Origin of the sequence: Rhodococcus sp. 15-649-2-2 (genome assembly GCF_002258645.1) — a bacterium.
Classification (GTDB): domain Bacteria; phylum Actinomycetota; class Actinomycetes; order Mycobacteriales; family Mycobacteriaceae; genus Rhodococcoides.
In genome coordinates this window covers 42,916-62,797 of the sequence record NZ_NPFM01000006.1, presented here as the reverse complement: position 1 = coordinate 62,797, position 19,882 = coordinate 42,916, and the positions used below count along the sequence as shown (strand labels likewise).

Genomic DNA, 19,882 nt, shown 5'->3' with positions numbered 1-19,882 from the left:
GCTCGTTTGTTGGCGATCTCGATGAATGCGTTGCGCTCGAGCAACGTCAGGCGGTAGAACACCTCGTCCGACTGGCCGGTCAGCATGCAGAACTCGGCCAGCCGGCGAGCCTCCCGCTTCGCTAGTTTGCGGGAGCGTCTTTTGGGTCCGAATCTTCCTCTACTACACCAGCATTCACGCGTGCCTCGGCATAGCTCGTGTTGTCGAGATACTCGTCCCAACCGGCCTGCTCAGCCTTCGACCAGTTCTTGATCTGCTCGGGGTGCAGGCGGGAGACATAACCCACGGCGAAGATGAGCTGAATGTTGTCGCTCTCGGACACTTCTGCCCCGGTGAGTCCTTGTACTCGCTTGAGTGCGCGGCCGGTGAGTCCCTGCAGTTTGTCCTGGAAACCGTTGCTGCTCATAGTCCTGCGTCTCTCTTTCGTTGGATGACTTCGCGTTTCACGCGGATAACGGCGAAGGGGGTGACTCGTTCTAGGGTGATGAACATGAAGGGGTAGGGCGCTTGCGGATCCCAGCGGGTGCCGGCGTGGTTCATCGCGACGTAGATACCGCCACCGTGCGACTTCCTGCTAGCACCGCCGGCTTTCGCGTAGGCCCGCATGTTCGAGCCTTTGGCGCGGATCGACTTCTTCGTCCGGCCGGAGTAGACCGGGGCGATGACGTTCGCGATGGTGAACGTCCTCGCCGCGATCTGGTCGAACGCCGGCTTGAGCTGTCGAACCGTCTTGTAGAAGACCGTCAGCTTTTCGAGCAGAGGTTTCTTACCCTCGATCGACAGCTGGATCTTCATGGTGGCCATGAGTTACGCAGCGGTCGTGATCTTCTCGGGCACACCGTCGCATTCCCACTCGACCTCGAACTCGAACTCTTCGTCGGCGTCGCCACCGAACCCCGGCTTGGATGCGATGGTTGCGGTGCCCTTGAAGTGCGGCTGGTCCTCGGTGGGCACCAGGTTGCCGTACGGGCGGGCGACGAACTCGACCTCTTCGCCGGCGTGCTCCCACGCGAACGTCCAGAACGAGGTCGTCTGGAAGTCCTGGAAACCAACGCCGCGCAGGAACCACGTCTTGGTGTCGCCCTCCTTCAGTCGAGCGAACGTGACAAACGCTGCGTCCTCGCCGTCGTCGGGCTCGCAGCGAAAACCCTTGAGGTCGGTGTTGTACTCGGTTCCCTCGATCAGGATCGAGAGATCCTTACCCTTTGTGCCTTTGAACGGAGCCATTGCGGTCACTCTTCTTTCATGTCGATAGCGATCGACGCTGCGATTTCAGCGCCGAGATACTGCGGCTTGCCCTCTTCGGTCGTGGTGAACTTCGGGGTCTCCACCTCGATACCGGTCATGTACGGCCGGAGGGCGAGCAGTGCGCGGGCGGTCATGTCGTTCAGTGCATCTCGTGTCACCGTCGCGCTGCCCCTGCCGGCTACGATCTGGATCAGCCAGTTCGTCATGAAGGGCTTGCCGTGGGTGACGCCGGGAACGTCTGTCTCGATCGAGGGGAGAGCGGGGCAGACGACGACGACGGGCGGGGCCGGGTCTTTCACTTCCCAACCGACGACCTTGCTGACGCCGGCAGCTGTGAGGGTGTCGATGATGGCGGTCTGCGCTTGTGTGATGTCCATCAGAACGCCGGCACGTATCTGCGGACTTGACGGATGATCACGTGCATCGGGTCGCGTGACGATCGAGTCTGTCGCGCGTTGCCGAACGAGTCGATGCTGGTGCTCGGTCCGTTCGAGGTGTCGAACATCTCAGCGGCCACAAGCAGGTACCACCGCTTGCGGGTGGCCGGCGGGATGGGTTTGACCGGCTTCGCGCAGAACTCGTCGATCGTCTCGATGGCGATGTCGAGGTCGTCTTTCAGCTTGTCGTCCTCGGACGCATCGGCTTTGACGAACTCGCGGAACTCTTCGACGGTGGGGTAGACCACCGTCGAAGAGTCCTGCTCGGGCGCTGTCACGACTACGGCTCGACCGGGAACGTGATGGCCGTCATGCCCTTCGGCTGCTCGGAGTAGATGCCCTGGTAGCCGTACACCGAGAAGTCCTTGGTCAGGTTGATGATGTTCTCGTCCTGGAGCGAGAACGGCGCGCCGGCCGATTCCATCGACGTGATGGCTTCACGCGAGGTGACGCGGAATGTGCCGGCCGGCAGGCGGTCTCCGACGACGCCGGGGAGGCCGGCCATCGTGAAGCCGATCTCGACGTCGTCGGTCTGGCTGACGTTGGCGCTGCCCCAGGTGTTCTGGCCGTCGCCGTTGACGTTGAAGATCGGCCGGCCGGTGGCGTCTTCGAGCAGTGCGATGTCCTTGTACACGTCGAAGCTGCACACGATGAGGTCGGCGCGCAGTCCCTTCGCGTTCTGGATGATCGAGTGCTTGGCGTCCAGGACGACGGAGATCCACTCGGCGGCGGTGGCCGGCTTCGCCTGCACGACGATGTTGTTGATGCCCTCGTTGCCGCCCTTGGGCAGTGCAAGCATGAACGCCTGGACGTAGTTCTCGTACGCCTCGGCATACTGGATGCCCATCCACCGCAGGCCGGTGTCGAGGATCGGCACCTTCGAGCGCTCGATCGCCTGCCGGCTGAAGCTGGTGTAGCCGCCGACCGTGCGGACGGTGCCGGACCCGGTGCCGAGCTTGATCTCGAGGTAGCCGAGATCGTCGCCCTCTGCGGCCTGAACGGTGATCGCGCCGCTCTCGGAGATCACCTTGGCGTACTCGAAGCTGTTGCCGTCCGGTGGCAGCGATTCGCGGGAGAACATGGTGGAGATCGGCCGGCTGCGGTTGGTGAGCCGTAGCTGCTTCTCCAGCCACGCCGGCTGCACGACGCCGTCTGCCATGACCTGACCCTCGTAGGCGCGGGTCTCGATGCGCAGCGACTCCAGCTCGTCGTTGACGGTGCGGATCTCGGTGACGGCGTCCATGTCGCCGGCGAGCATGGCCTTGAGCAGTTCGCCACCGGTGCGAACCTTGAACTCGCGCCGGCCGCGCGTCTGGGTGGTAGCGGGATCTTCGAGTACTCCGATCCGACGAACCATCTCGGCGTTGTCGGTGCGGAGCTGGACGACCTCGGGGTCGTCCTTGATGCCGGCGGCGATGAGGCGTGCGAGCTCTTCGGGGTCCATACGTGATTCCTGTTCTGTGTCAGCGTTTCTCACGCTATCGATGACCGCGCCTTTGTAGGCGGGGATTTCTGTGATGGACACTTCGCCGAGTGTCGCTGCGGTGCGGACGAGCACGCCGTCTCGCGTCTCGTGGGTGCCGGGACGGAAGCCCACCGAGAAGTATTTGAGTACGCCGTCGCGGGCGAGTTCGAGCACTTCGTCACCGCGTGTGGTGTTGGCGATGCGGCACTCGACGTAGTAGCCCTCGGGCCGGTTCTTGCCGGAGATGACGTTGCCGATCGGGAGATCGCCGCGTGTCTTCCAGCTGTGGTTGGCGTGGACGGAGGCCGGCACGTCGTCCTCGAATACCCCCAGGGCGAACGATTCGAGGTAGCTGCCGTTCTTGGTGCGGATCTCGGTCGTCTGGCCGTAGGGGACGGCGATACCGGAGATGATGCGCGTCATCTCGTCCACGACGTTGACCGGTGCGCTGCGGATCTCGATCTCGGTATCCGTTGCGGCGGTGCGGGTTTCTATGTGGCTCATCGCATCCTCTTGTTCAGTCGGAACCAGCGTCGTATCTGGTCGGGTGTCCATTCGGGTCGCTCGTCGCTGACGGCCCGTTCGAGGCATACGGCGAGGCCGGGATCGATGATGTGGAACTGAGCGCCGGCTCTGCGGTAGTCGGCCAGCATCGACGGCCGTGGATCGGTGTCGATGATCCACGCGTTCTCGACGCGGCCCATGAGTATCTGAGAGATGGCAGCGTGCCGGGCGGCTTGCACGACGCGACGTAGCGGGCCGGGTGCGTCGTGGTGAGCCGTGGACCCGAATGCCTTTGCGAGCCGGTCGAAGTCCACGATGGCGTCGCCGTCTGCCGCGTTCGCTGCCACGAACGTGGACTTGCCGCCGCATGGTGGTCCGGTGACGACGTGGATCATGCCTCGATCTCCTTCGGCTGGTCGACGCGCTCGGACGGGATCACCTTCGGGGCCGGCTTCTTATCACCATCGGGGAGCGGGGCGTAGCCGTCGCGGGCGCGTAGCTCGTTGATGGTGCGGGTGCCGTTCGTGACGTTGGCGGTGTCGACCTCGGCGCGTGTCTTGCTGTCCATGCGCAGTAGGCCGGACTCGTCCAGCTCGACCTTGTTGCCGCGCGGAATGACATCGGTGAGACCGCGCTCGACTGCGTTCATGTACTTCGCCAGGGTGGTGGTGAGGTACTGCAGGGTGGACTGTTCGAGGTTCTGGTAGGTCCGAGATTCGGTGCCGCCAGGAACGAGAAGGTCGAAAGCCGGTGTGCCGCAGATGCGTACGATCTTGCGGTCGATGGCGTCCTGCACCTCGAGCATCTGTGCATCGACGGGCTTGAGGTGGATCGCCTCGTAGCTCAGACCGGCTGCCATGACGACTGCCTGCCCGCGGTGCGATCGCAGGAACTCGTTCCACCGCTCCTGCATCTCGTCCTGCTCGACGTTCGACATGTGCTGGTCGGTGGTGAGAATGCCGGATGGGATTACGGCGGAGTCGAACCACTCGCGTTGAAACTCGGCCAGTGTGAGGGCGGCGCGTAGCTCGGTCTGTGCGAGCTGGCGTGGGCCGATGCCGCGTGGCTCCCCGGTGACGGCGGTGTGCTTCTTGTGGACGATTCGGCCACGGGGTATCTCACGACCCAAGTGCCCGTACTTCGTTCGGCCCCAGGTGCCATCAGGTAGGCGCTCGCGAACGATGGTCATCTCCCGGGGCGAGATCGGAATCAGGTTGACCGTCTGTGGATCTCCGACGCGCTTCCAGATGTATTCGCCGTGCAGGAACAGGTCGTTGACCGTCGACTGTACGAACTCTTCCCAGTCCATATCGAGGTTCGGCTGCGTCACGATCGACGGGAACGCGCGGTCGTCGAACGGGATCAACTGCTTGCGGGCATCGCGGACGGTGGCCTGCATCGAAGACATCATCGTGTTGGTCTGGTCCATCGAGCGGGAGAACGCCGAGACCTTGAGCGCTTCTTGCCAGGTGACGCCGAGATCCATTCGGGGAGGCGGGATTACGGCCGGTAGCGGCGAGTTGCCGCCAGCCGAGCCGACGGACCCGTTGCGTGTCTCCACGTCGGTGCCGAAGCCGAAGAACCTGCCGATTGCGTTCATTGCTGGGGAACGCTAATCCCATCCGTGTGATTCTCATGCGGTGGTTTTCGAAAAGATTCTCAGCTGCGACACGAACGGCTGCTGCTGCTCGGCCATGAAAACGCCCATGACCGTGGCATACATCGCGTCGATGTCGCCCAGAGATTTGTTCATGTCGATCAGCACACCTTGGCCGGCGTTGACGGTCACGGTCTTCGTCAGCTGGGTCGCGAGTTCCTTCTGGCCGGCGTGCTTCGCGCGGCCATCCTTGATCATCGAGTGCACCGCCGATGTGGCGTTCGCGATGTTCCCTCGGGTCATGTACTCGGCCGGCAGGTGGTGCGTCTTGTCGAGCGCCAGGATCGTCGGCTTCATCGTCTCGGCGTCGGTCACGAACTTCTCCACGCGCACCGTACGGCTCAGCTGCACAAGCTTTTTCAGCAGCAGCTCGTCGTTGCCGAACGTGATCGTCGCGATGAGTTGGGTGTACACGACGCCGTCGTACTTGGTGGATGCGACGATCGAGACGTAGTTCCAGGTGCGCCGAGAGCGGGCGAACGAGATGATGAGCGGTTGCTTGCGGGCCGGCGCTGGGATGGGTCCGTAGTAGCCGGCCAGCCATGCCGGCATCGGCATCCAGATGCTCTCGACGGACACGAACTCGTTGCGACGGTAGCGCCGGAACGAGGACTCCAGCATGTTCTTTCCGCGCCGCACTTCGTCTGCGAGGCTGAGCCGGCCGGATGCGATCGCCGGGTTCGCCTGCACGAGGGCCTGCGGATCGTAGAGTGCGAGGTTCGGATCTGCCTCCCACAGGAAGAATCCGAACCTCGGATCGTGGCCCTCCTCCTTCGCAGCGGCGGAGCGGCCGATGCGATAGAGCAGCTTGAGCAGCACCGAGTTGTCGTCGCCGGCGGTGGTGAAGCCGGCCACGAGGGCCTTCGGCTGTGCCGATGCGCCCAGAGTGAGCGCGTCCCACGCCTCGGGCTTGAGCAGGTGTAGCTCATCGAGCAGCATCAGGCAGCCGGAGAAGCCCTGCAATCCATCGCCGTCGCCGGCCGCTTTCACGACGTAGGTCGCCGGCCTTCGCAGGTTCCGCGACTTGATACCGCTACGGTCGGTGGTCTTGAACCGGCGTTTGAGCAGCGGCACGTTGTCTACGCAGTAACGGACCTTCGCGTAGAGGTTCTTCGCCTGGTCCACGACGGCCGCGATCGAGATCACCTCGGGCGCACGTGGCACCATGAGGATCAGACCGTACAGCGCCATGACGGCACCGAGCACGGTCTTGCCGTTCTGCCGGCCCATCGAGACGACGACCTGCTGGTAGACGAGCTGGCCGGCGAGCGCCTGGTCGTGATAGTCCTCGGGATACTTCTGCAGGATCTCCCGAATGAGCCACTTCTGCCACATGTCCAGGCGCAGCTCGTCGCCGGCTGCGAACCGAAACACTTTCTCCGAGAGCCGGATCAGCTTGTCGGCCTCGGCGTAGTCGGGGCACTCGATCGGCTGTGTATAGATGCGAGGCAGCCACGGAGGGACTTCGTCAGTCCAGTTCTCCCGATACTCCTCGGGCAGAACGATAGTCGGCAGAGCGCCGTCCATCAGATAGCGTCGATCTCATCGTCGAAGCCGTCGTCGTCCGACTGCTCCTGCGGTGGTTTACACTTGCGCAACTCCGAGAACAGCATCCGAAATTCCATCGTGAGGCCGGCCGGAAGAGCCTGCCCCGCCCTCACTTTCAGATCCAGGAGCCGTGCAATGTGGAACAGTGACGCCAGATACGGTGCCTCCGAATCGCTCACCCACTCGTTGACAGACAGGAACGACTCGATCGATCCCTCGTACGACTCGTTCGTCACGAAACCCACAACGACCTCCATCCGGCCATGCATAAAATCCTACGAGCATGCATCCACCATCCATACCGCGATGCATAATCATGCATCGTTTTCGTCCCACTCCGTGGAACTAGACCTCTGGCAGCCCTCGGGGGTGTAAGAGCGGGAAGCCCCTCGGTGTCCACCGTCCCCGTTACAAAAACGGGGAGCCGGTTGCCACCACCCACCATGCATGACACTGGATGATTATGCATGCATGAGTATGCACCGCAATGCATTGACTTGTCGACTACGTCAATGCATCCTTGACACGTGAAGCAACCGATGGACACAGCCGAGTACATAGCCTTCGTACGTCGCATCGTGAGGGCAGCAGGGCGCAGGGCAGGCACCGACATAGAGGCACTGCCACACCTGATAGCACTGCGCTCAGAGCTGGATGGGCAGATAGCACAGGCAGTCACAGCAGTACGTGATGATGGGTACAGCTGGGCTGACATAGCCAAGCGCACAGGTGGCACACGACAAGCAGCACAGCAGCGTTGGGGACAGCTCACTGCACACCATGCTTAAGCGCACGGTGCAGGACGAGCAGCTGCCACGGCTCTAGCGCTGGCAGGCCCCACTCCACGGTCTTAGCGTCCAGCTGCGTGCACTGATCGCAGCAGATCTCTTGGTGTTGCTCCATGAACAGCACCACCGCCGGCTCAGGGCCGCTGCACTCAGCACCGCACCGTGTGCACTTATACGTCCAGTGAGAGCAGAACTTTCTCATCAATCACGCTCCTACGCCGAAGAACTCAGGATCGAACCACGTGCGCCGGCCATCGGCCTCCACCTTGCCGCCCTTGCTGCGGTTGCACGGCAGGCAGAGCAGCTGGAGGTTGTCCAGCTCGTGCACCTTCACGATGTGCCAGGGCACGACGTGGTCTATCTCGCAGCGGTCATCGCTACCGCACTTACGGCACACATAGCCGTCACGCGCACGCACCGCCTTGGCCATGTCGTCCGGTATCGGAGGACGCCTATCGCTTGCCATACAGAGCCACCTCGATCAGGAGGCGACGCGCCTCGTGAGTGTTCTTGTTGTCGTGGTCAGGGGGGATGGGAACACCGGCCCACACCATGCCGAGAGCGTGATGCTGCAACGCACGCTGAGCGCAACGAGACAGGGACGGGCATCCAGCACACAGCTGCTCAGCAGCCGCCCGCTTCGTACGCCACTGCCCGCCAGCTACATTCGCGTACTCGTACTCATCAGCACGCCCTCGGCACAGGCTCATTGCTCAGGCTCGACAGCGGCCGGCTCTTCGATGATCTCCGGCTCGGTGTAGCCCCACGACATCGAACCCATAACGTTGCCCTCGGCATCGTCGACCTGGACCACGATCATCTTCCGCTCCACGTCATAAGACACCGACGCGAACCGACCCGGCAGGCCATCGAGCGGCACCAACTGGCCCGCCATCAGCTACCCACCGCCATTGAATCGCTCCAGTCAACTGCCCAGTCGGTATGCCAACACGGGATATTCAGCTTGCCGGGCAGGCCACCATCGACCGGGTGGCCGGCATCGAGCCGACAACGGGTGGGCTGATCGTGCTCCGTGTCGCCCGGCACGACATACCTCGAGGGGCACTGTTCGTTGCCGTTCACGAGCGCGCCGCCGTCGACCTCGACTGCGAGCATGTCAGCACCTGCGTGCGTGCGGACATCCATCAGCGCCTCGGCCGCTTGCTCGAGTGACTTGCGCGCCGCCACAATCGAACCGAGCGCCGCCGTCACCGCCCAACGATGAGGGTCGGTCTCGGTCAGCCGAGACAGCAGGTGCTGGCCGGCACCCTCCAGCACAGTGACGGGGCCAACGAGATCGGCCACTTGATACGTCGCCGCCTGCAACAGCGCGGACATGTCAGCGTCCATCAGAACAACATCCCTTCAGGTACCGGCACCGCGTGCCGAATGTGATCGGACCCAACGAGAGTCAGGCCGCGTGAGTATCGAGCCGCCGCCGCCAGATACAGGCCGGCCTCGGGCAGAGTGATCGGTTCGCACCGACGAATCGGTGAGTTGTACATGTTGGCGAACAGCACGGTGTCTCGGTTGTGAGCAGCGGTCGATACAACGAACGATGCAGTCTCGGGGCGTGGTCCGGTGCTGTGCTCGAAATCGAAGTCATGTTCCGCACATACGGATTCGACTGCCTTCACTATCGAGGGCGACGAACTGTAGAGACGTACAACGATCGTGCTCACCTATTGCTCCTTCCTATGGTTCCGAGTGGGTCACCCAACCGAAGACGGAATGGGGGCCTTGCTTGGGGACCTCCCAAGCCACCTCCCAAATTTCCGAACCCCGTTTGTCCGCGCCAACGCCTCTAGCCTCACGTCCACTGGGACGCAAGGCCTTTCAGGTATTACCCACGTCGCAATGATCAGTTGCGGGCAGGTCCCAGCAGCTAGTTCTGCCGAGCTTCGTAAGGGTCCACATGACTAGAGCGGTCGGTTAACGTCGGACTCACCAGATAGCGACGTACAGCCGTTTATGGGGATTTATGGCGCTGCGGCATCACCGTCCAACTGAGAGGGATACGCAAGCCTGTTCATCGCATCGCGGCAGTCACGGCACACGTGCGGTACGGGAATGATTCGCTTCGGGTTGAACGGGCGCTCGCACACGTCGCACACGACACGCTGCAAACGGTCTCCGTGGTCGATCATCGAGCCACTGCCCAACGAGCAGTGTTATGACTGGTCTTGCATGCTGCGCACCGGCAGCCGTACGCGTTGTAGGCAGTGGTGGTGCCGTGGCGCGCTGTGGGATGAACGAGCACGCCGGCCACGTCGATGCGCTCCGCACGCCGTGCAGAGCGGAATGCAGCCTGGACAGCAGCGTTCGCCGCCTTGCACTCGACACAGCGGCAAGCACGATTGGTGTACATCGAGACCGTGCCGTGCTCGCTCATGGCTTGTCTCCAGCCGCTGTCTGCCAGTAGTGCGCACGGTCGAGCTGGTGGGCCTGCTCGATCGTGTCCGACTCCACGTAGGCCAACTCGGCGCGCCTGTAGGCGGCAGCAGCGAGCACCTGGCATTCGTGAGCCGTCAGTGCAAGCGTGCGGAGCGCGGCCCGGTCGTCGGGATCTGCGGGGTGGCTTCTCACAGTTCGCCGGCCATCGTCGTCCAGAACGACCAACGGCGCGTCGCCCTGAGCTTCTGCTCGGGCGACGCGCCATCGGTCTCACCAACTGACAGAGCCAGCTTCGCCAGCCCCTCAGCTTCGGCTCGTGTCAACCCCAGGCCACGAGCCGCGTCTACTGCCGCCATCGAGACGACAGGCCACCTGTTCGCCATCACAGCAGCCAGCCACCGGGAAGGGGCCGCTGATCGCTCACCTTGCGGATCGGCACCAGATGCGGACCACGGACACCGAGCACGACGGCGCTGTCCTCGCAGCCGAGCCACCAATACTCGACGTCGATGCCGTTATCCATCGCCACGGAGAAGGGGCACTCACGGACATCGCGGCCGCTCTCGATGCACTGGTGCGAATGCAGAATGTAGACGCGCTGGTCTTCCGATACGGCACGACCAAAGTGCAGATTGCGGGCACGGGGAGCGCCGACGATCTTCTCGATGTCCTCGGCCGGCACGATCTCACTCATCCCTGACCGCCCGCCAGGACGTAGCCAGCCAACAGAGCGAGCAGGATGCACGCGAAGCCACACGACGGCAGCAACCACCACAGGAACGCCTTACGGGCCAACTCGCGCAACTGCGCGCCGGTGGGCCACTGCGGGCGGGCAGTCGGCGTCACGTACCGGCCGGCCATCAGGTGATCGGTCATCGCGACACCGCCGGCATCAGAGCGGCGACGTCAGCAGGGTCGTATAAACGAGCACCTCGCTCGCCTGGTCCCTGCACAACCGGAGCGAGTACACCCCGCTGGACGTAGCGATTCACAGTTGCGACCGACTTCCCAAGACGGGTCGCCACTTCTGCGGTGCTCAGATAGGCATCAGTTGGCATGCCGCACAGCATTGCGCATTTGAGCAATCAGCGCAAGAACGGTGCGCAACGTGTCGCATTGCCACTTGTCGTACCTAGCGCGTAAGGTTGCGCACATGACTAGAGCAGTTATCAGTGGGGTGGTCCCGACTTGGAATCTCGCGGACCGACTGGTGAAGGCGCGTACGCACGCAGGGCTGAGCCAAACGGAGCTGGCCGAGGCCATCGACTTGGGCCGGCGATCCATCACAGGCTACGAAAACGGCGTACGTGAGCCACGACGGCCAGTACTGCTCGCATGGGCTCTGGCCACGGGCGTAGATCAGCAATGGCTGATGTACGGCAGTGACCAACCGTCCGATCCGGACGGTGCTGGTGCCCCCAGTAGGACTCGAACCTACGACCTGCGGATTAAAAGTCCGTAGCTCTACCAACTGAGCTATAGGGGCGCGGCTCGAAAGTGTAACGGGCCGCGCAGCGCCGACGGCATGTACCCCCGACACTGCTACCGATGGGTCAGCGTCCGAAGCTGCTGCACCCGCTCGGCGCAGGAATGCCGGCCAGACGGTCGTCGATCCAGGCGAACGCACCGGGTATTCCGGTCACCGCGACGACGAGATGCTCGCCGACGTATTCCTCCAATCGGACGCTCGCGCCGTTGGCGCACCACTCGTCGTACAGGTTCTCGGCCCCTTTCGCGGGTATCCAGAACTCTTGCTGCCCGTGATAGATGAAGACGGGGACGGTCGGTGTCCTGTCTCCACCCATGCGTGTCGACGCGATGATCTGCTCGGCGATCGGCGTCCGATCCACGTCCGGAATGTCCGAAAGAGCTTGTGCTGGAATGGGAGCCACCAGGCCTCCCGGGGCGGTGAGATAGATGCACATGTCCTTGGCGATGGTGGCCAGGCGCAGACCGTTGGCGTTCATCAACGAGAACATCTCGGGATACTCTCGGGCGACTCCGAGCGTGGCCGACAGGAACAGTGTCGACCCCACCGTTCCGTTGAGCGAGTGCAACAGAATGCGGTAATCGGTGGGTGCACCGCCGAACGCCACGCCGACGAGATTCACGTCCGGGGCGTAGGTGGGAGCCAGCTGCGCGGCCCATCCGGAGGCGATGGCACCCCCGGAATATCCCGTCGCGGCGATCGGAGACTCTGCGGGCAAGCCCAGCTCGGGCAGTTTCACCATCGCGCGGAGGGCGTCCAGGATGGCGTGGCCCGCCATCGGTCCCGCCGCATATCCTTGCCGCGGCCCCTGATGATCGGTGACGACGACGGCGTAGTTCTTCGCCAGGAACGACTGCACCGGAACGATCTCCGGCGCGATTCCGCGAGGGAGGGTCCACGACGGAGCGCAGGTGTTTCCGAGTGAGTCGATGGCCATGTTGTACGCCACTACCGGCCGGCTACCTGGTCCCGTCCACGGTGCCGAGGGCACGATGATCGTGGTGACACCCGTGACCGGCCGATCCTTGGAATCGTTGGTGCGGAACAGGATTTGCGTCGACCTGACGGGGGTGAACAGCGGCCCGACGGTGACGGGTCGGGTTGCCAGGACGGACCCGGGTGGTTGCTGTTCGTAGCCGGCGGGCGGATCGAACCAGGGCTCGCCGAGCGGGGTGGGCAAGTAGAGGGCAGAGTCGGGAACGGGGGCCACGAAGTTGCCGAAGGGGTCTGCGATCGCCGTGCTGGTTGTCGGGATCAGCAGAAGCGAGACGGCGAAAAGTGTTGTCATGGAACGAAATATTCGGACCGATCCCCTCATGGCGTGCACTCGTTTCCGATAGGCAGAGCCGGATGTGTGATGCAGCTCACAGTAAGCCGATGCGATCGCGAGGGATGTGCGATATGGCGAAAGTGTCGAAAACGTTATCTGCTGGTCTCTTCGATATCGATTATCCAACTTGACATTTGACCGTAGTCGGCAAACTTGTGTGCGTAAGGCGCTGGTGTGCAATAGATTTGACACGCTAACGAGATTGGCGAACCAATTGATCTCGAGACTTGTTATGGGCAAATATAATTCGGCTTTCAACTGAAAGCGAGGCAGGTGCCCGAGACTGTCGGGCAACGCGTCGACGGTTTCGTTCTCTAGGTGTCGATCGGGCGATGCGCGCGCTTTCGGCCTCGGATCCGGTGACGGCACGGGTGGTCGCGGTAGAGGTGCGGCGCGGTGGAGGTGTGATGAGGACAGGTGGTTGTCGATGGGTGGTACCCCGGTAGTGAAGCGGCTCGAGTGCGCACCCCCTGCAGCGCACTCGAGCCGCGCAGACCATACCATCAGGCTTGTTTTGGTTGCCTAATCAAATTTTCTGTCGGCGGTGCCCGTCGAACCGAACCGCTGGTGAGTCGACTCGTGTGTCGTTCGGGTGAAGTACTCTCTATCTGTACTACCTGTGGATACGCAGGGCGCTTGGGCTCGGAGGCACGAAGTAAATGGCACAACAGGAGCGCGCACGGCGGACCCGGGCGGCCATCGTAGAGGCGGCGGCGGCGGAATTCGCCAAGCGTGGATACGCAGCAGCATCCGTCAACACCATCTTGGAAGGCTCGAACGCCACCAAGGGTGCGATGTATTTCCATTTCCAATCCAAGGAGGATCTGGCCAGAGCGGTGCTCGCGGCCGGGTTGGATCGGTATGTGGCGATAACGGAGAAGTGGGCCGACACCACCGCACACCCCTTCTATGTCATCCGGGGCATCGTGGACGACATAGCGCAGAACTTCCAGAACGACGTGATCGTGCGTGCCGAATTCCGGCTGATAGTCGAGCCCGAGTTCTACGCCGAGGTGCATTCCGGCGGCGGTCGAGTATGGGGAGCGCAAGGTCACAAGCAGGCCGAGCGTGCTCTGGCGATGGGGGACCTCAAGCCGGAGTTCGACGCGGCCAAGTTCGTCCGCGTGCTCGCTGCGTCGATGGCAGGCCAGCGCTACATGTCCGATCTGGTGGCCGACAACGCGGATCTGCGCGAGCGGTTCGAGGAGTCCGTCGAGGTCGTTCTCCTGGCCATGGCGTCCGAGCGTTGGCTCGCGGAATTCAAACTGCACGGGTGGGAGCACTACGGCGAAAACTGCGCGAAAACCACCTCTGACCTGCCGGTTTGAGATTTACAGCGAAAGTGTCCTAAGCTATCCCAGCTCCCAACGGAACGCCGTTGAGGGTAACGTCGAAGCAGTTCGGCGGGCCCCCTTCGTCTAGCGGCCTAGGACGCCGCCCTTTCAAGGCGGTAGCGCGGGTTCGAATCCCGTAGGGGGTACGTAGGAAGAGATCGGTTTGACAACCCGGTCGGCAGTACAGCAGTCTTCGTCTCGCTCTTCACGAGGTGCGGATTTGCAGTTCGGAGAGTTACTGCGCTAGAAATAGCGCGGCAACAACAGCAAGGCCCTGTGGCGCAGTTGGTTAGCGCGCCGCCCTGTCACGGCGGAGGTCGCGGGTTCGAGTCCCGTCAGGGTCGCAACTTCGGTGCGAAACCACCGACATTGCGATGGCATTGTTTTACCGGTGCCGCCCGGCCAGGTAGCTCAGTTGGTACGAGCGTCCGCCTGAAAAGCGGAAGGTCGCCGGTTCGATCCCGGCCCTGGCCACCACGGTTTTGGATCGACATGCACGATGAAAGCCCCTTCCGTCATCGGGGAGGGGCTTTTTCGTGGTCACGACGCCTCCGTGCCGAGACGACAGCACTCGTCGAGCGATATGGTCGACGCGTGGACGTGATCGATCGAGCGCAAGAGGATCTGGCGCGTGGAGACACCATCGGTGCTCGGGATCGGCTCGTTCGCGCCCTGCATCGGAACCCGGCCTCGCCGGGCATTCTAGAACTGCTCGCGTACACCCATCTTGTGCTCGGCGACCGCGCGGCCGCAGGCGCAGCATGGTTCCTCACCGACAAATCCGACGACGATCCAACGGCGTCGGCTGCATTCGCCGCACTGCAGAGGCAGTACCGGTCACCGTTGGCCCTGGCCGAGGCCCTTCCCATCCACGCGCCCTCGGACTGGTATCCGGGCCGGGCTCGGGTCCGCCTCGAACGACTCGAGGCCGCTGTCGAAGCCAACGGTCAGCGCTGGGTGCCGCCGCGTGACGTCGTCTACTTCGACGAAGACGGGCTGAACTCCGACGACTTCTACGGATCGGACGGCGATCAGGACGACGCGGAGTACGACCGCGCAGGGTCGAGTTACCGAACGGTGCGGCAGCGCGCGATCGCGGCGACCATCGTCATCGCCATTGCTGCCACCTCGGCATCGGTGGTCCTGGCGCTCGTCTTCGGCTGATGCCGGTTCACGGACGAAGTATCCGACGCCGGGCGTAGAGTCGCGAAAGAAATTCCGGCCGACGATCGAGGGTGACGAGTTTTCATGGGCACAGCGAACGGCGCGCCGTCACCGGCTCCGCGAGACGACAACTATGCCGTCAACCTCGAACAGGCGAGGGTCTTCGCCCGAGGATTGGCCGAACACATTCAGACGTGCTCGGCGTCCATCGAAAGCGCACAGTCCAAGGCATTTCGAGCTCGCGCGGACCGCGCAGAATCCCGAGCCCGAGCGTTCGAGTCCGAGGCGTCGACGCTCCGGGCCGAGCTCTACGAGATGTATCGCCATATCGATGCGATGACGGCCCGGTTTCCGGAACTGCGCACCGACCCGGCTGTGCGCGGTTAACCGGTCTGCGTGGGTCAGACCGCCGCAGAATCGGTGACCGAGCCGAACGTAGCCTCGGCACCGCGTCGGCCGAGGGCCGAGCCCCACACCGCGTACACAGCATCGGTGGTCGAGGATCGCTCGATATCGCGGCCCTCGGCGACGGTGATGAGCGTGCGGGAGAGCTCGAACAGACTGACCCGGTGATTTCTCGCGGTCGTGAACAGCTCGTCGATGGCGTCGGCAACGGATCCACCGTGGATCCCGATGAGCACTCCGGTTGCGATGTCCACGTGGGTGCGAGATGCAGGCGATTCGGGAAGTCTGTCGGTCATCTTTTTCCTCGAGATGGTGTGGTCGGTGCGGATGACCGAAGCGGATCCTGGCGTCGAGCGGGCTTCACTGTCTCACACCGACATGACATTTCATACCGTCGGTTTCGCCCGCACGTGCATCCGCTCGCCCTGGGGTCCGAACAGGCTCAGCAGCTCCACCGGCCGGTTCCCGACGGCACCGAACCAGTGCGGTACCCGGGTGTCGAATTCTGCTGCCTCACCGGGTTTCATCGTCAGATCGTGCTCGCCGAGAATCAGCCGCAGGGTGCCGTCGAGCACGTAGAGCCACTCGTACCCCTCGTGCGTTCTGGGGCGAGGCTCGGAGTCCTCGGGTCGGACCAGAAGTTTGTAGGCCTGCAGTCCGCCCGGGCGCAGAGTCAGGGGAAGAATTGTCACGTGTTCGCGAACGGTGGCCGTCGTACGCACCCGAGGGTCGGCGACAGGCGGCGCAGTCACCAGATCGTCGAGCGCCATCTGATGGGCCCGGGCTATCGGCCACAGGAGTTCCAGGCTCGGTTTGCGGTCGCCGGATTCGAGACGTGAGAGCGTGCTGATCGAGATTCCCGTGGTCTCGGACAGTGACGCCAGGGTGGTGTTCTTCTCCATCCTGATGCGTTTGAGGCGGGGACCGAGGCCCGCGATGACCTCGTCGAGGCTTGCCGCTGCTTCCTTCATCCCTGTATTGCAGTTTCAGCAAACGAATTTGTCAAGTCTTACAGGGGTGGACCGTCGAAAACTGCCCGTGGACGGCGGCGGACGGCACATACTCGCTTCATGACCGCTCGTGCTGGGCGCGTACGACGTAGGGGCGTGATTCGTGACGCCTACGGTAGCCCCGCGTCCGAGGCCTTCATGGTCGTGGCCATTGCGACCATTCTGATCACCAGGGCGTACCTGGAGGCGACCCATTACCCCCAGGTCGGTGGCAAGTCGCTGCACATCGCGCATGCCCTGTACGGCGGCGCGGCGATGATGTTGGCTCTGCTGGTCGGCTGGATGTTCATCGGGTTCGGCGTTCGAGTGTTCACCGTGCTGCTCGGCGGTGTCGGGTTCGGGTTGTTTCTCGACGAGGTGGGCAAGTTCGTCACCAAGGACAACGACTACTTCTACGGCCCGTCCTCGGAAATCATGTACGTCCTGGTGGTCCTGCTGTTGGTGTTCAGCAGGATCGTCCGCGAGTTCCGTCGGCCCTCCCGGGGCGAGTCGCTGGCCAACGCGGCAGCGATCGCCGCCGATGGCGTCGGGCACGGACTCCCCGATCACCGCCGCGACTGGGCGCTGCGGATGCTCGTGCGGGCCGAGGCGGAGGGAGCCGATCCGGACACCGTGGCCGGCATCAGGATGGTGCTCGGCACCTGTGGTCGGTCGACGTCACGCACCCATTCCTTGCGTCAGTTCGTTCCCCGGCTGATCCCGGCGTTCTTCACCAGTGCCCGGTGGGTTCCCGTCGTCGGCTGGGGGCTGGTTCTGATCTCCGGTGCAGGCGTCGTGTTCGGGATCGTCGAACTCGTTCTCGGAGACCTGCACATCGATCGCCGAGACCTGACGATCGACGTCGACGGAATGGGCATCGCCAGCGGGATCCTGTTCGTCAGTGCGTGCATCACGTTCGCCTCGGCGCTCCCGGCGATGCTGCGGTTGCGGAAGGACGGTCAGCTCTGGCCGCTGCGCACCCTCCGCGTGTCGGCGTTGATCTTCACCTTGCTCAACGCGTTGGTGGATTTTGCTCAGGAGGGTTTCACCGCGCTGGGGAACGTGGCGATCGGACTGTTCGCGCTCGCGGTCATCTCGCATCGCATCACGGTGCGCACCACCGAGATCATGGAGAACTCGGTTGTGCTGCAGGAGGATCGAGACTCCGATTGCTCTCGAACCGTCGGATCAGACCAGTGAGGGGATCGACGAATTCGATCGAACGGGCCAGCAGCCGGAGCGGATCGGAGTAGTCGTCGCCGGCGACCTCACGGAACGAGGGATAGAAGTTGTCGCCGACGATCGGAATACCCAACGAGCACAGATGAACCCGAAGTTGATGCGTCTTCCCGGTACGGGGGTGCAGTCGATACAGGCCATAGGACCCGACGGTGTCGATCAGGTCCACGAGTGTCTCGGCATTGGGTTCGCCCGGTACCTCCACGGCCTGAAGAACGCCGCGCTCCTTGACGATTCGACTGCGCACCGTCAACGGGAACCGGAGTTCGTGAGCGAGTGGGGCGATCGCCTCGTACTGCTTGGTGATGGTGCGTTGAGCGAACAGCTCCTGGTACGGCCGGCGAGCCTGCTGCCGCACGGTGAACACCAGAACCCCCGCGGTGAGCCTGTCCAGACGGTGCGCCGGGCTCAGCTCGGGCAGGTCGAATCGGCGTCGGAGCAGAACGAGGGCCGAGCGAGCGACGTATGCGCCGCGCGGAGTGGTGGCCAGAAAATGCGGCTTGTCGACCACCAGTAGATTCTCGTCGCGATGGAGGACGTCGAGGGAGAACGGAACCGTCGGCTCCACCGGCGGGTCGCGGTAGAGGTAGATGTCCGCACGTGGCCTCGCGACCGTCGCCGAATCGATGGGTATGCCTGCCGCGTCGACGATTTCGCCGCCCGCCACCTTCTCGGTCAGCCTCGCCGCGTCCTGCGGAAACCGTGCACACAGGTACTCCAGCACGGTGGCCCCGGTTGCGATCTCGGGCATCCGGACCCGAGTGGGGTCGAGGCCGTCGCGCAACGGCAGGGGAGCGGCGGGCATGGTCACGACTGTAATCGGTCGACATGGAAACACCCCGGCCGGAAATTCCGGCCGGGGTGTGGTCTGCGGTGGAACCGTTCGGGTCCGACCTAGATGGTGACGACCATCTTGCCGGTGTTCTCGCCCTTCATCAGACCGATGAACGCCGAGGGAGCGTTGTCGAGACCGTCGACGACCGTCTCGTCGAATTCGATGGCACCGCTGCCCAGCCACTCGGTCATCTTCGTGCGGAACTCCTCGGTGACGTGCGCGTAGGAGCCGACGATGAAGCCCTTGAGCGTCAGCTCCTTGCCGATCGCCAGCGCGAGGTTGCGCGGAGCGGGAGTCGGCTCGGTGGAGTTGTACTGAGCGATGGCTCCGCACATGGCAATTCGGCCGTACTTGTTCATCGAACCGATGGCGGCTTCGAGGTGCTCGCCGCCGACGTTGTCGAAGTACACATCGATGCCGTCCGGTGCCGCCGTGCGGAGCTGTTCGGCAACCGGGCCGTCGTGGTAATCGAATGCTGCGTCGAAACCGAGCTCGAGCAGGCGGGCGACCTTGGCGGGAGATCCGGCACTGCCGATGACGCGGGAAGCGCCGAGCGCCTTGGCGATCTGGCCGACGAGTGACCCGACTGCTCCGGCAGCGCCGGAGACGAAGACGACGTCACCCTCCTTGAACGAGGCGACCTCGGTCAGCCCGGCGTATGCCGTCGTTCCGGTCATTCCCAGTGCACTCAGGTAGGCGGATGCTTTCGCGGCCGAGAGGTCGACCTTGCTCGCTCCCTTTCCCGGGACGATGGCGAGATCGCGCCAGCCCTTGCCGTGCAGAACCGCGTCGCCCACCGCGAAGCCCTCGGCCTTGGACTCGACGATCTCGCCGACGGCACCGCCGTCGAGCGGGGCGTCGATCTGGAACGGCGGGACGTAGGACTTCACGTCGTTCATCCGACCACGCATGTACGGATCGACCGACATCACGATGTTGCGGACGAGGATCTGCCCGTCCGCGAGCTCGGGGAGATCGACGACCTCCGCGCGAAAGTTGTCTTCGGTCGGCCAGCCTTGTGGGCGGGACGCGAGGTGAATTTCGTGTGCCTTCATG

The 19,882-nt window shown here is 63.4% G+C and carries 29 protein-coding genes, 4 tRNA genes and 1 pseudogene; 8 read left to right on the top strand and 26 right to left on the bottom strand.

The genetic code is table 11. From position 1 onward, the window contains the following. Positions 1-121 precede the first annotated feature (121 nt). From CH305_RS03115 to CH305_RS29725, 20 genes are all read right to left on the bottom strand, one after another. Positions 122-406 carry a hypothetical protein gene (locus CH305_RS03115; RefSeq protein ID WP_094702610.1) on the bottom strand — a complete coding sequence of 95 codons (285 nt, stop codon included), beginning with the start codon at positions 404-406 and terminating at the stop codon, positions 122-124. Then, positions 403-795, bottom strand: a complete 393-nt coding sequence (locus CH305_RS03110) for a hypothetical protein (protein ID WP_179278164.1) — start codon at positions 793-795, stop codon at positions 403-405. The genes CH305_RS03115 and CH305_RS03110 overlap by 4 nt, the downstream gene beginning before the upstream one ends. A 12-nt stretch (positions 796-807) precedes the next feature. Then, a complete protein-coding gene (locus CH305_RS03105) occupies positions 808-1,227 on the bottom strand; it encodes a hypothetical protein (RefSeq protein WP_143545231.1) in 420 nt (139 codons plus the stop codon). Between the two features lie 5 nt (positions 1,228-1,232). Then, entirely contained in the window at positions 1,233-1,625 is a 393-nt protein-coding gene (locus CH305_RS03100) for a hypothetical protein (RefSeq protein WP_094702604.1), read from the bottom strand. Further along, entirely contained in the window at positions 1,625-1,963 is a 339-nt protein-coding gene (locus tag CH305_RS03095) for a hypothetical protein (protein WP_094702602.1), read from the bottom strand. Before CH305_RS03095 ends, CH305_RS03100 begins: the two co-directional genes overlap by 1 nt. Positions 1,964-1,965: 2 nt before the next feature. Next, positions 1,966-3,654, bottom strand: a complete 1,689-nt coding sequence (locus tag CH305_RS03090) for an HK97 family phage prohead protease (RefSeq protein ID WP_179278163.1) — start codon at positions 3,652-3,654, stop codon at positions 1,966-1,968. Then, on the bottom strand, positions 3,651-4,049 hold the full coding sequence (locus tag CH305_RS28900) for a hypothetical protein (RefSeq protein ID WP_052049639.1): 399 nt from the start codon (positions 4,047-4,049) through the stop codon (positions 3,651-3,653). Before CH305_RS28900 ends, CH305_RS03090 begins: the two co-directional genes overlap by 4 nt. Next, on the bottom strand, positions 4,046-5,254 hold the full coding sequence (locus tag CH305_RS03085; RefSeq protein ID WP_094702598.1) for a phage portal protein: 1,209 nt from the start codon (positions 5,252-5,254) through the stop codon (positions 4,046-4,048). Before CH305_RS03085 ends, CH305_RS28900 begins: the two co-directional genes overlap by 4 nt. Before the next feature lie 33 nt (positions 5,255-5,287). Continuing rightward, positions 5,288-6,838 (bottom strand): terminase large subunit domain-containing protein, encoded by a 1,551-nt coding sequence (locus CH305_RS03080; protein WP_094702596.1) that lies wholly within the window; start codon positions 6,836-6,838, stop codon positions 5,288-5,290. Next, positions 6,838-7,104 (bottom strand): hypothetical protein, encoded by a 267-nt coding sequence (locus CH305_RS03075; protein ID WP_143545230.1) that lies wholly within the window; start codon positions 7,102-7,104, stop codon positions 6,838-6,840. Before CH305_RS03075 ends, CH305_RS03080 begins: the two co-directional genes overlap by 1 nt. A 748-nt stretch (positions 7,105-7,852) precedes the next feature. Next, positions 7,853-8,113, bottom strand: coding sequence for an HNH endonuclease (locus tag CH305_RS03060; RefSeq protein ID WP_094702590.1), 261 nt, complete (start codon positions 8,111-8,113; stop codon positions 7,853-7,855). Then, the gene (locus CH305_RS29730) at positions 8,100-8,357 is read right to left on the bottom strand and encodes a WhiB family transcriptional regulator (protein WP_094702588.1); all 258 of its coding nucleotides are present in this window, start codon (positions 8,355-8,357) and stop codon (positions 8,100-8,102) included. Before CH305_RS29730 ends, CH305_RS03060 begins: the two co-directional genes overlap by 14 nt. Continuing rightward, positions 8,354-8,542: a hypothetical protein gene (locus tag CH305_RS03050; RefSeq protein ID WP_094702586.1), complete on the bottom strand. Its 189-nt coding sequence runs from the start codon at positions 8,540-8,542 to the stop codon at positions 8,354-8,356. The genes CH305_RS29730 and CH305_RS03050 overlap by 4 nt, the downstream gene beginning before the upstream one ends. Next, entirely contained in the window at positions 8,542-8,985 is a 444-nt protein-coding gene (locus CH305_RS03045) for a hypothetical protein (RefSeq protein WP_143545229.1), read from the bottom strand. Before CH305_RS03045 ends, CH305_RS03050 begins: the two co-directional genes overlap by 1 nt. Before the next feature lie 11 nt (positions 8,986-8,996). Continuing rightward, on the bottom strand, positions 8,997-9,329 hold the full coding sequence (locus tag CH305_RS03040; RefSeq protein ID WP_143545228.1) for a hypothetical protein: 333 nt from the start codon (positions 9,327-9,329) through the stop codon (positions 8,997-8,999). 706 nt (positions 9,330-10,035) lie between these two features. Further along, positions 10,036-10,233 carry a hypothetical protein gene (locus CH305_RS03030; RefSeq protein WP_094702578.1) on the bottom strand — a complete coding sequence of 66 codons (198 nt, stop codon included), beginning with the start codon at positions 10,231-10,233 and terminating at the stop codon, positions 10,036-10,038. Next, positions 10,230-10,397: a hypothetical protein gene (locus CH305_RS28895; RefSeq protein ID WP_179278162.1), complete on the bottom strand. Its 168-nt coding sequence runs from the start codon at positions 10,395-10,397 to the stop codon at positions 10,230-10,232. Before CH305_RS28895 ends, CH305_RS03030 begins: the two co-directional genes overlap by 4 nt. A 26-nt stretch (positions 10,398-10,423) precedes the next feature. Beyond that, complete coding sequence (locus CH305_RS03020) at positions 10,424-10,735, bottom strand: hypothetical protein (RefSeq protein ID WP_094702574.1); 312 nt, start codon at positions 10,733-10,735, stop codon at positions 10,424-10,426. Next, positions 10,732-10,917, bottom strand: coding sequence for a hypothetical protein (locus CH305_RS03015; protein ID WP_094702572.1), 186 nt, complete (start codon positions 10,915-10,917; stop codon positions 10,732-10,734). Before CH305_RS03015 ends, CH305_RS03020 begins: the two co-directional genes overlap by 4 nt. Further along, positions 10,914-11,099, bottom strand: coding sequence for a helix-turn-helix domain-containing protein (locus CH305_RS29725; protein WP_179278161.1), 186 nt, complete (start codon positions 11,097-11,099; stop codon positions 10,914-10,916). Before CH305_RS29725 ends, CH305_RS03015 begins: the two co-directional genes overlap by 4 nt. Before the next feature lie 95 nt (positions 11,100-11,194). Between CH305_RS29725 and CH305_RS03005 the strand changes: the two are divergent. Next, a pseudogene (locus CH305_RS03005) lies at positions 11,195-11,410 on the top strand (helix-turn-helix transcriptional regulator); the annotation flags it as partial. Positions 11,411-11,451: 41 nt separating this feature from the next. On the opposite strand, the gene CH305_RS03000 reads toward CH305_RS03005, so the two are convergent. Further along, positions 11,452-11,527, bottom strand: a tRNA-Lys gene (locus tag CH305_RS03000). A 67-nt stretch (positions 11,528-11,594) separates the two neighbouring features. Beyond that, complete coding sequence (locus CH305_RS02995; protein ID WP_256983496.1) at positions 11,595-12,818, bottom strand: lipase family protein; 1,224 nt, start codon at positions 12,816-12,818, stop codon at positions 11,595-11,597. A 701-nt stretch (positions 12,819-13,519) separates the two neighbouring features. Here CH305_RS02995 and CH305_RS02990 point away from each other — a divergent pair. From CH305_RS02990 to CH305_RS29275, 6 genes are all read left to right on the top strand, one after another. Then, entirely contained in the window at positions 13,520-14,188 is a 669-nt protein-coding gene (locus CH305_RS02990; protein WP_032377441.1) for a TetR/AcrR family transcriptional regulator, read from the top strand. Between the two features lie 79 nt (positions 14,189-14,267). After that, positions 14,268-14,340 (top strand) — tRNA-Glu (locus tag CH305_RS02985). A gap of 124 nt (positions 14,341-14,464) precedes the next feature. Beyond that, positions 14,465-14,538 (top strand) — tRNA-Asp (locus CH305_RS02980). A 56-nt stretch (positions 14,539-14,594) separates the two neighbouring features. Next, positions 14,595-14,671 (top strand) — tRNA-Phe (locus CH305_RS02975). A 117-nt stretch (positions 14,672-14,788) separates the two neighbouring features. Next, positions 14,789-15,358 (top strand): DUF6584 family protein, encoded by a 570-nt coding sequence (locus tag CH305_RS02970; protein WP_094702566.1) that lies wholly within the window; start codon positions 14,789-14,791, stop codon positions 15,356-15,358. Between the two features lie 84 nt (positions 15,359-15,442). Then, complete coding sequence (locus CH305_RS29275) at positions 15,443-15,745, top strand: hypothetical protein (protein ID WP_032377439.1); 303 nt, start codon at positions 15,443-15,445, stop codon at positions 15,743-15,745. A 14-nt stretch (positions 15,746-15,759) separates the two neighbouring features. Here the strand turns inward: CH305_RS29275 and CH305_RS02960 are convergent, their stop codons facing one another. Beyond that, a complete protein-coding gene (locus CH305_RS02960) occupies positions 15,760-16,059 on the bottom strand; it encodes an ANTAR domain-containing protein (RefSeq protein ID WP_032404421.1) in 300 nt (99 codons plus the stop codon). Positions 16,060-16,149: 90 nt separating this feature from the next. Next, on the bottom strand, positions 16,150-16,734 hold the full coding sequence (locus CH305_RS02955) for a helix-turn-helix domain-containing protein (RefSeq protein ID WP_032377437.1): 585 nt from the start codon (positions 16,732-16,734) through the stop codon (positions 16,150-16,152). A 99-nt stretch (positions 16,735-16,833) separates the two neighbouring features. On the opposite strand from CH305_RS02955, the gene CH305_RS02950 reads away from it, so the two are divergent. Beyond that, a complete protein-coding gene (locus CH305_RS02950) occupies positions 16,834-17,952 on the top strand; it encodes a hypothetical protein (protein ID WP_256983495.1) in 1,119 nt (372 codons plus the stop codon). Here the strand turns inward: CH305_RS02950 and CH305_RS02945 are convergent. Next, positions 17,879-18,796, bottom strand: coding sequence for a pseudouridine synthase (locus CH305_RS02945; RefSeq protein ID WP_037154942.1), 918 nt, complete (start codon positions 18,794-18,796; stop codon positions 17,879-17,881). The two genes, CH305_RS02950 and CH305_RS02945, sit on opposite strands and share 74 nt — an antisense overlap. An 89-nt stretch (positions 18,797-18,885) precedes the next feature. After that, entirely contained in the window at positions 18,886-19,881 is a 996-nt protein-coding gene (locus CH305_RS02940; RefSeq protein WP_037154945.1) for an NADP-dependent oxidoreductase, read from the bottom strand. Position 19,882 lies beyond the last annotated feature (1 nt).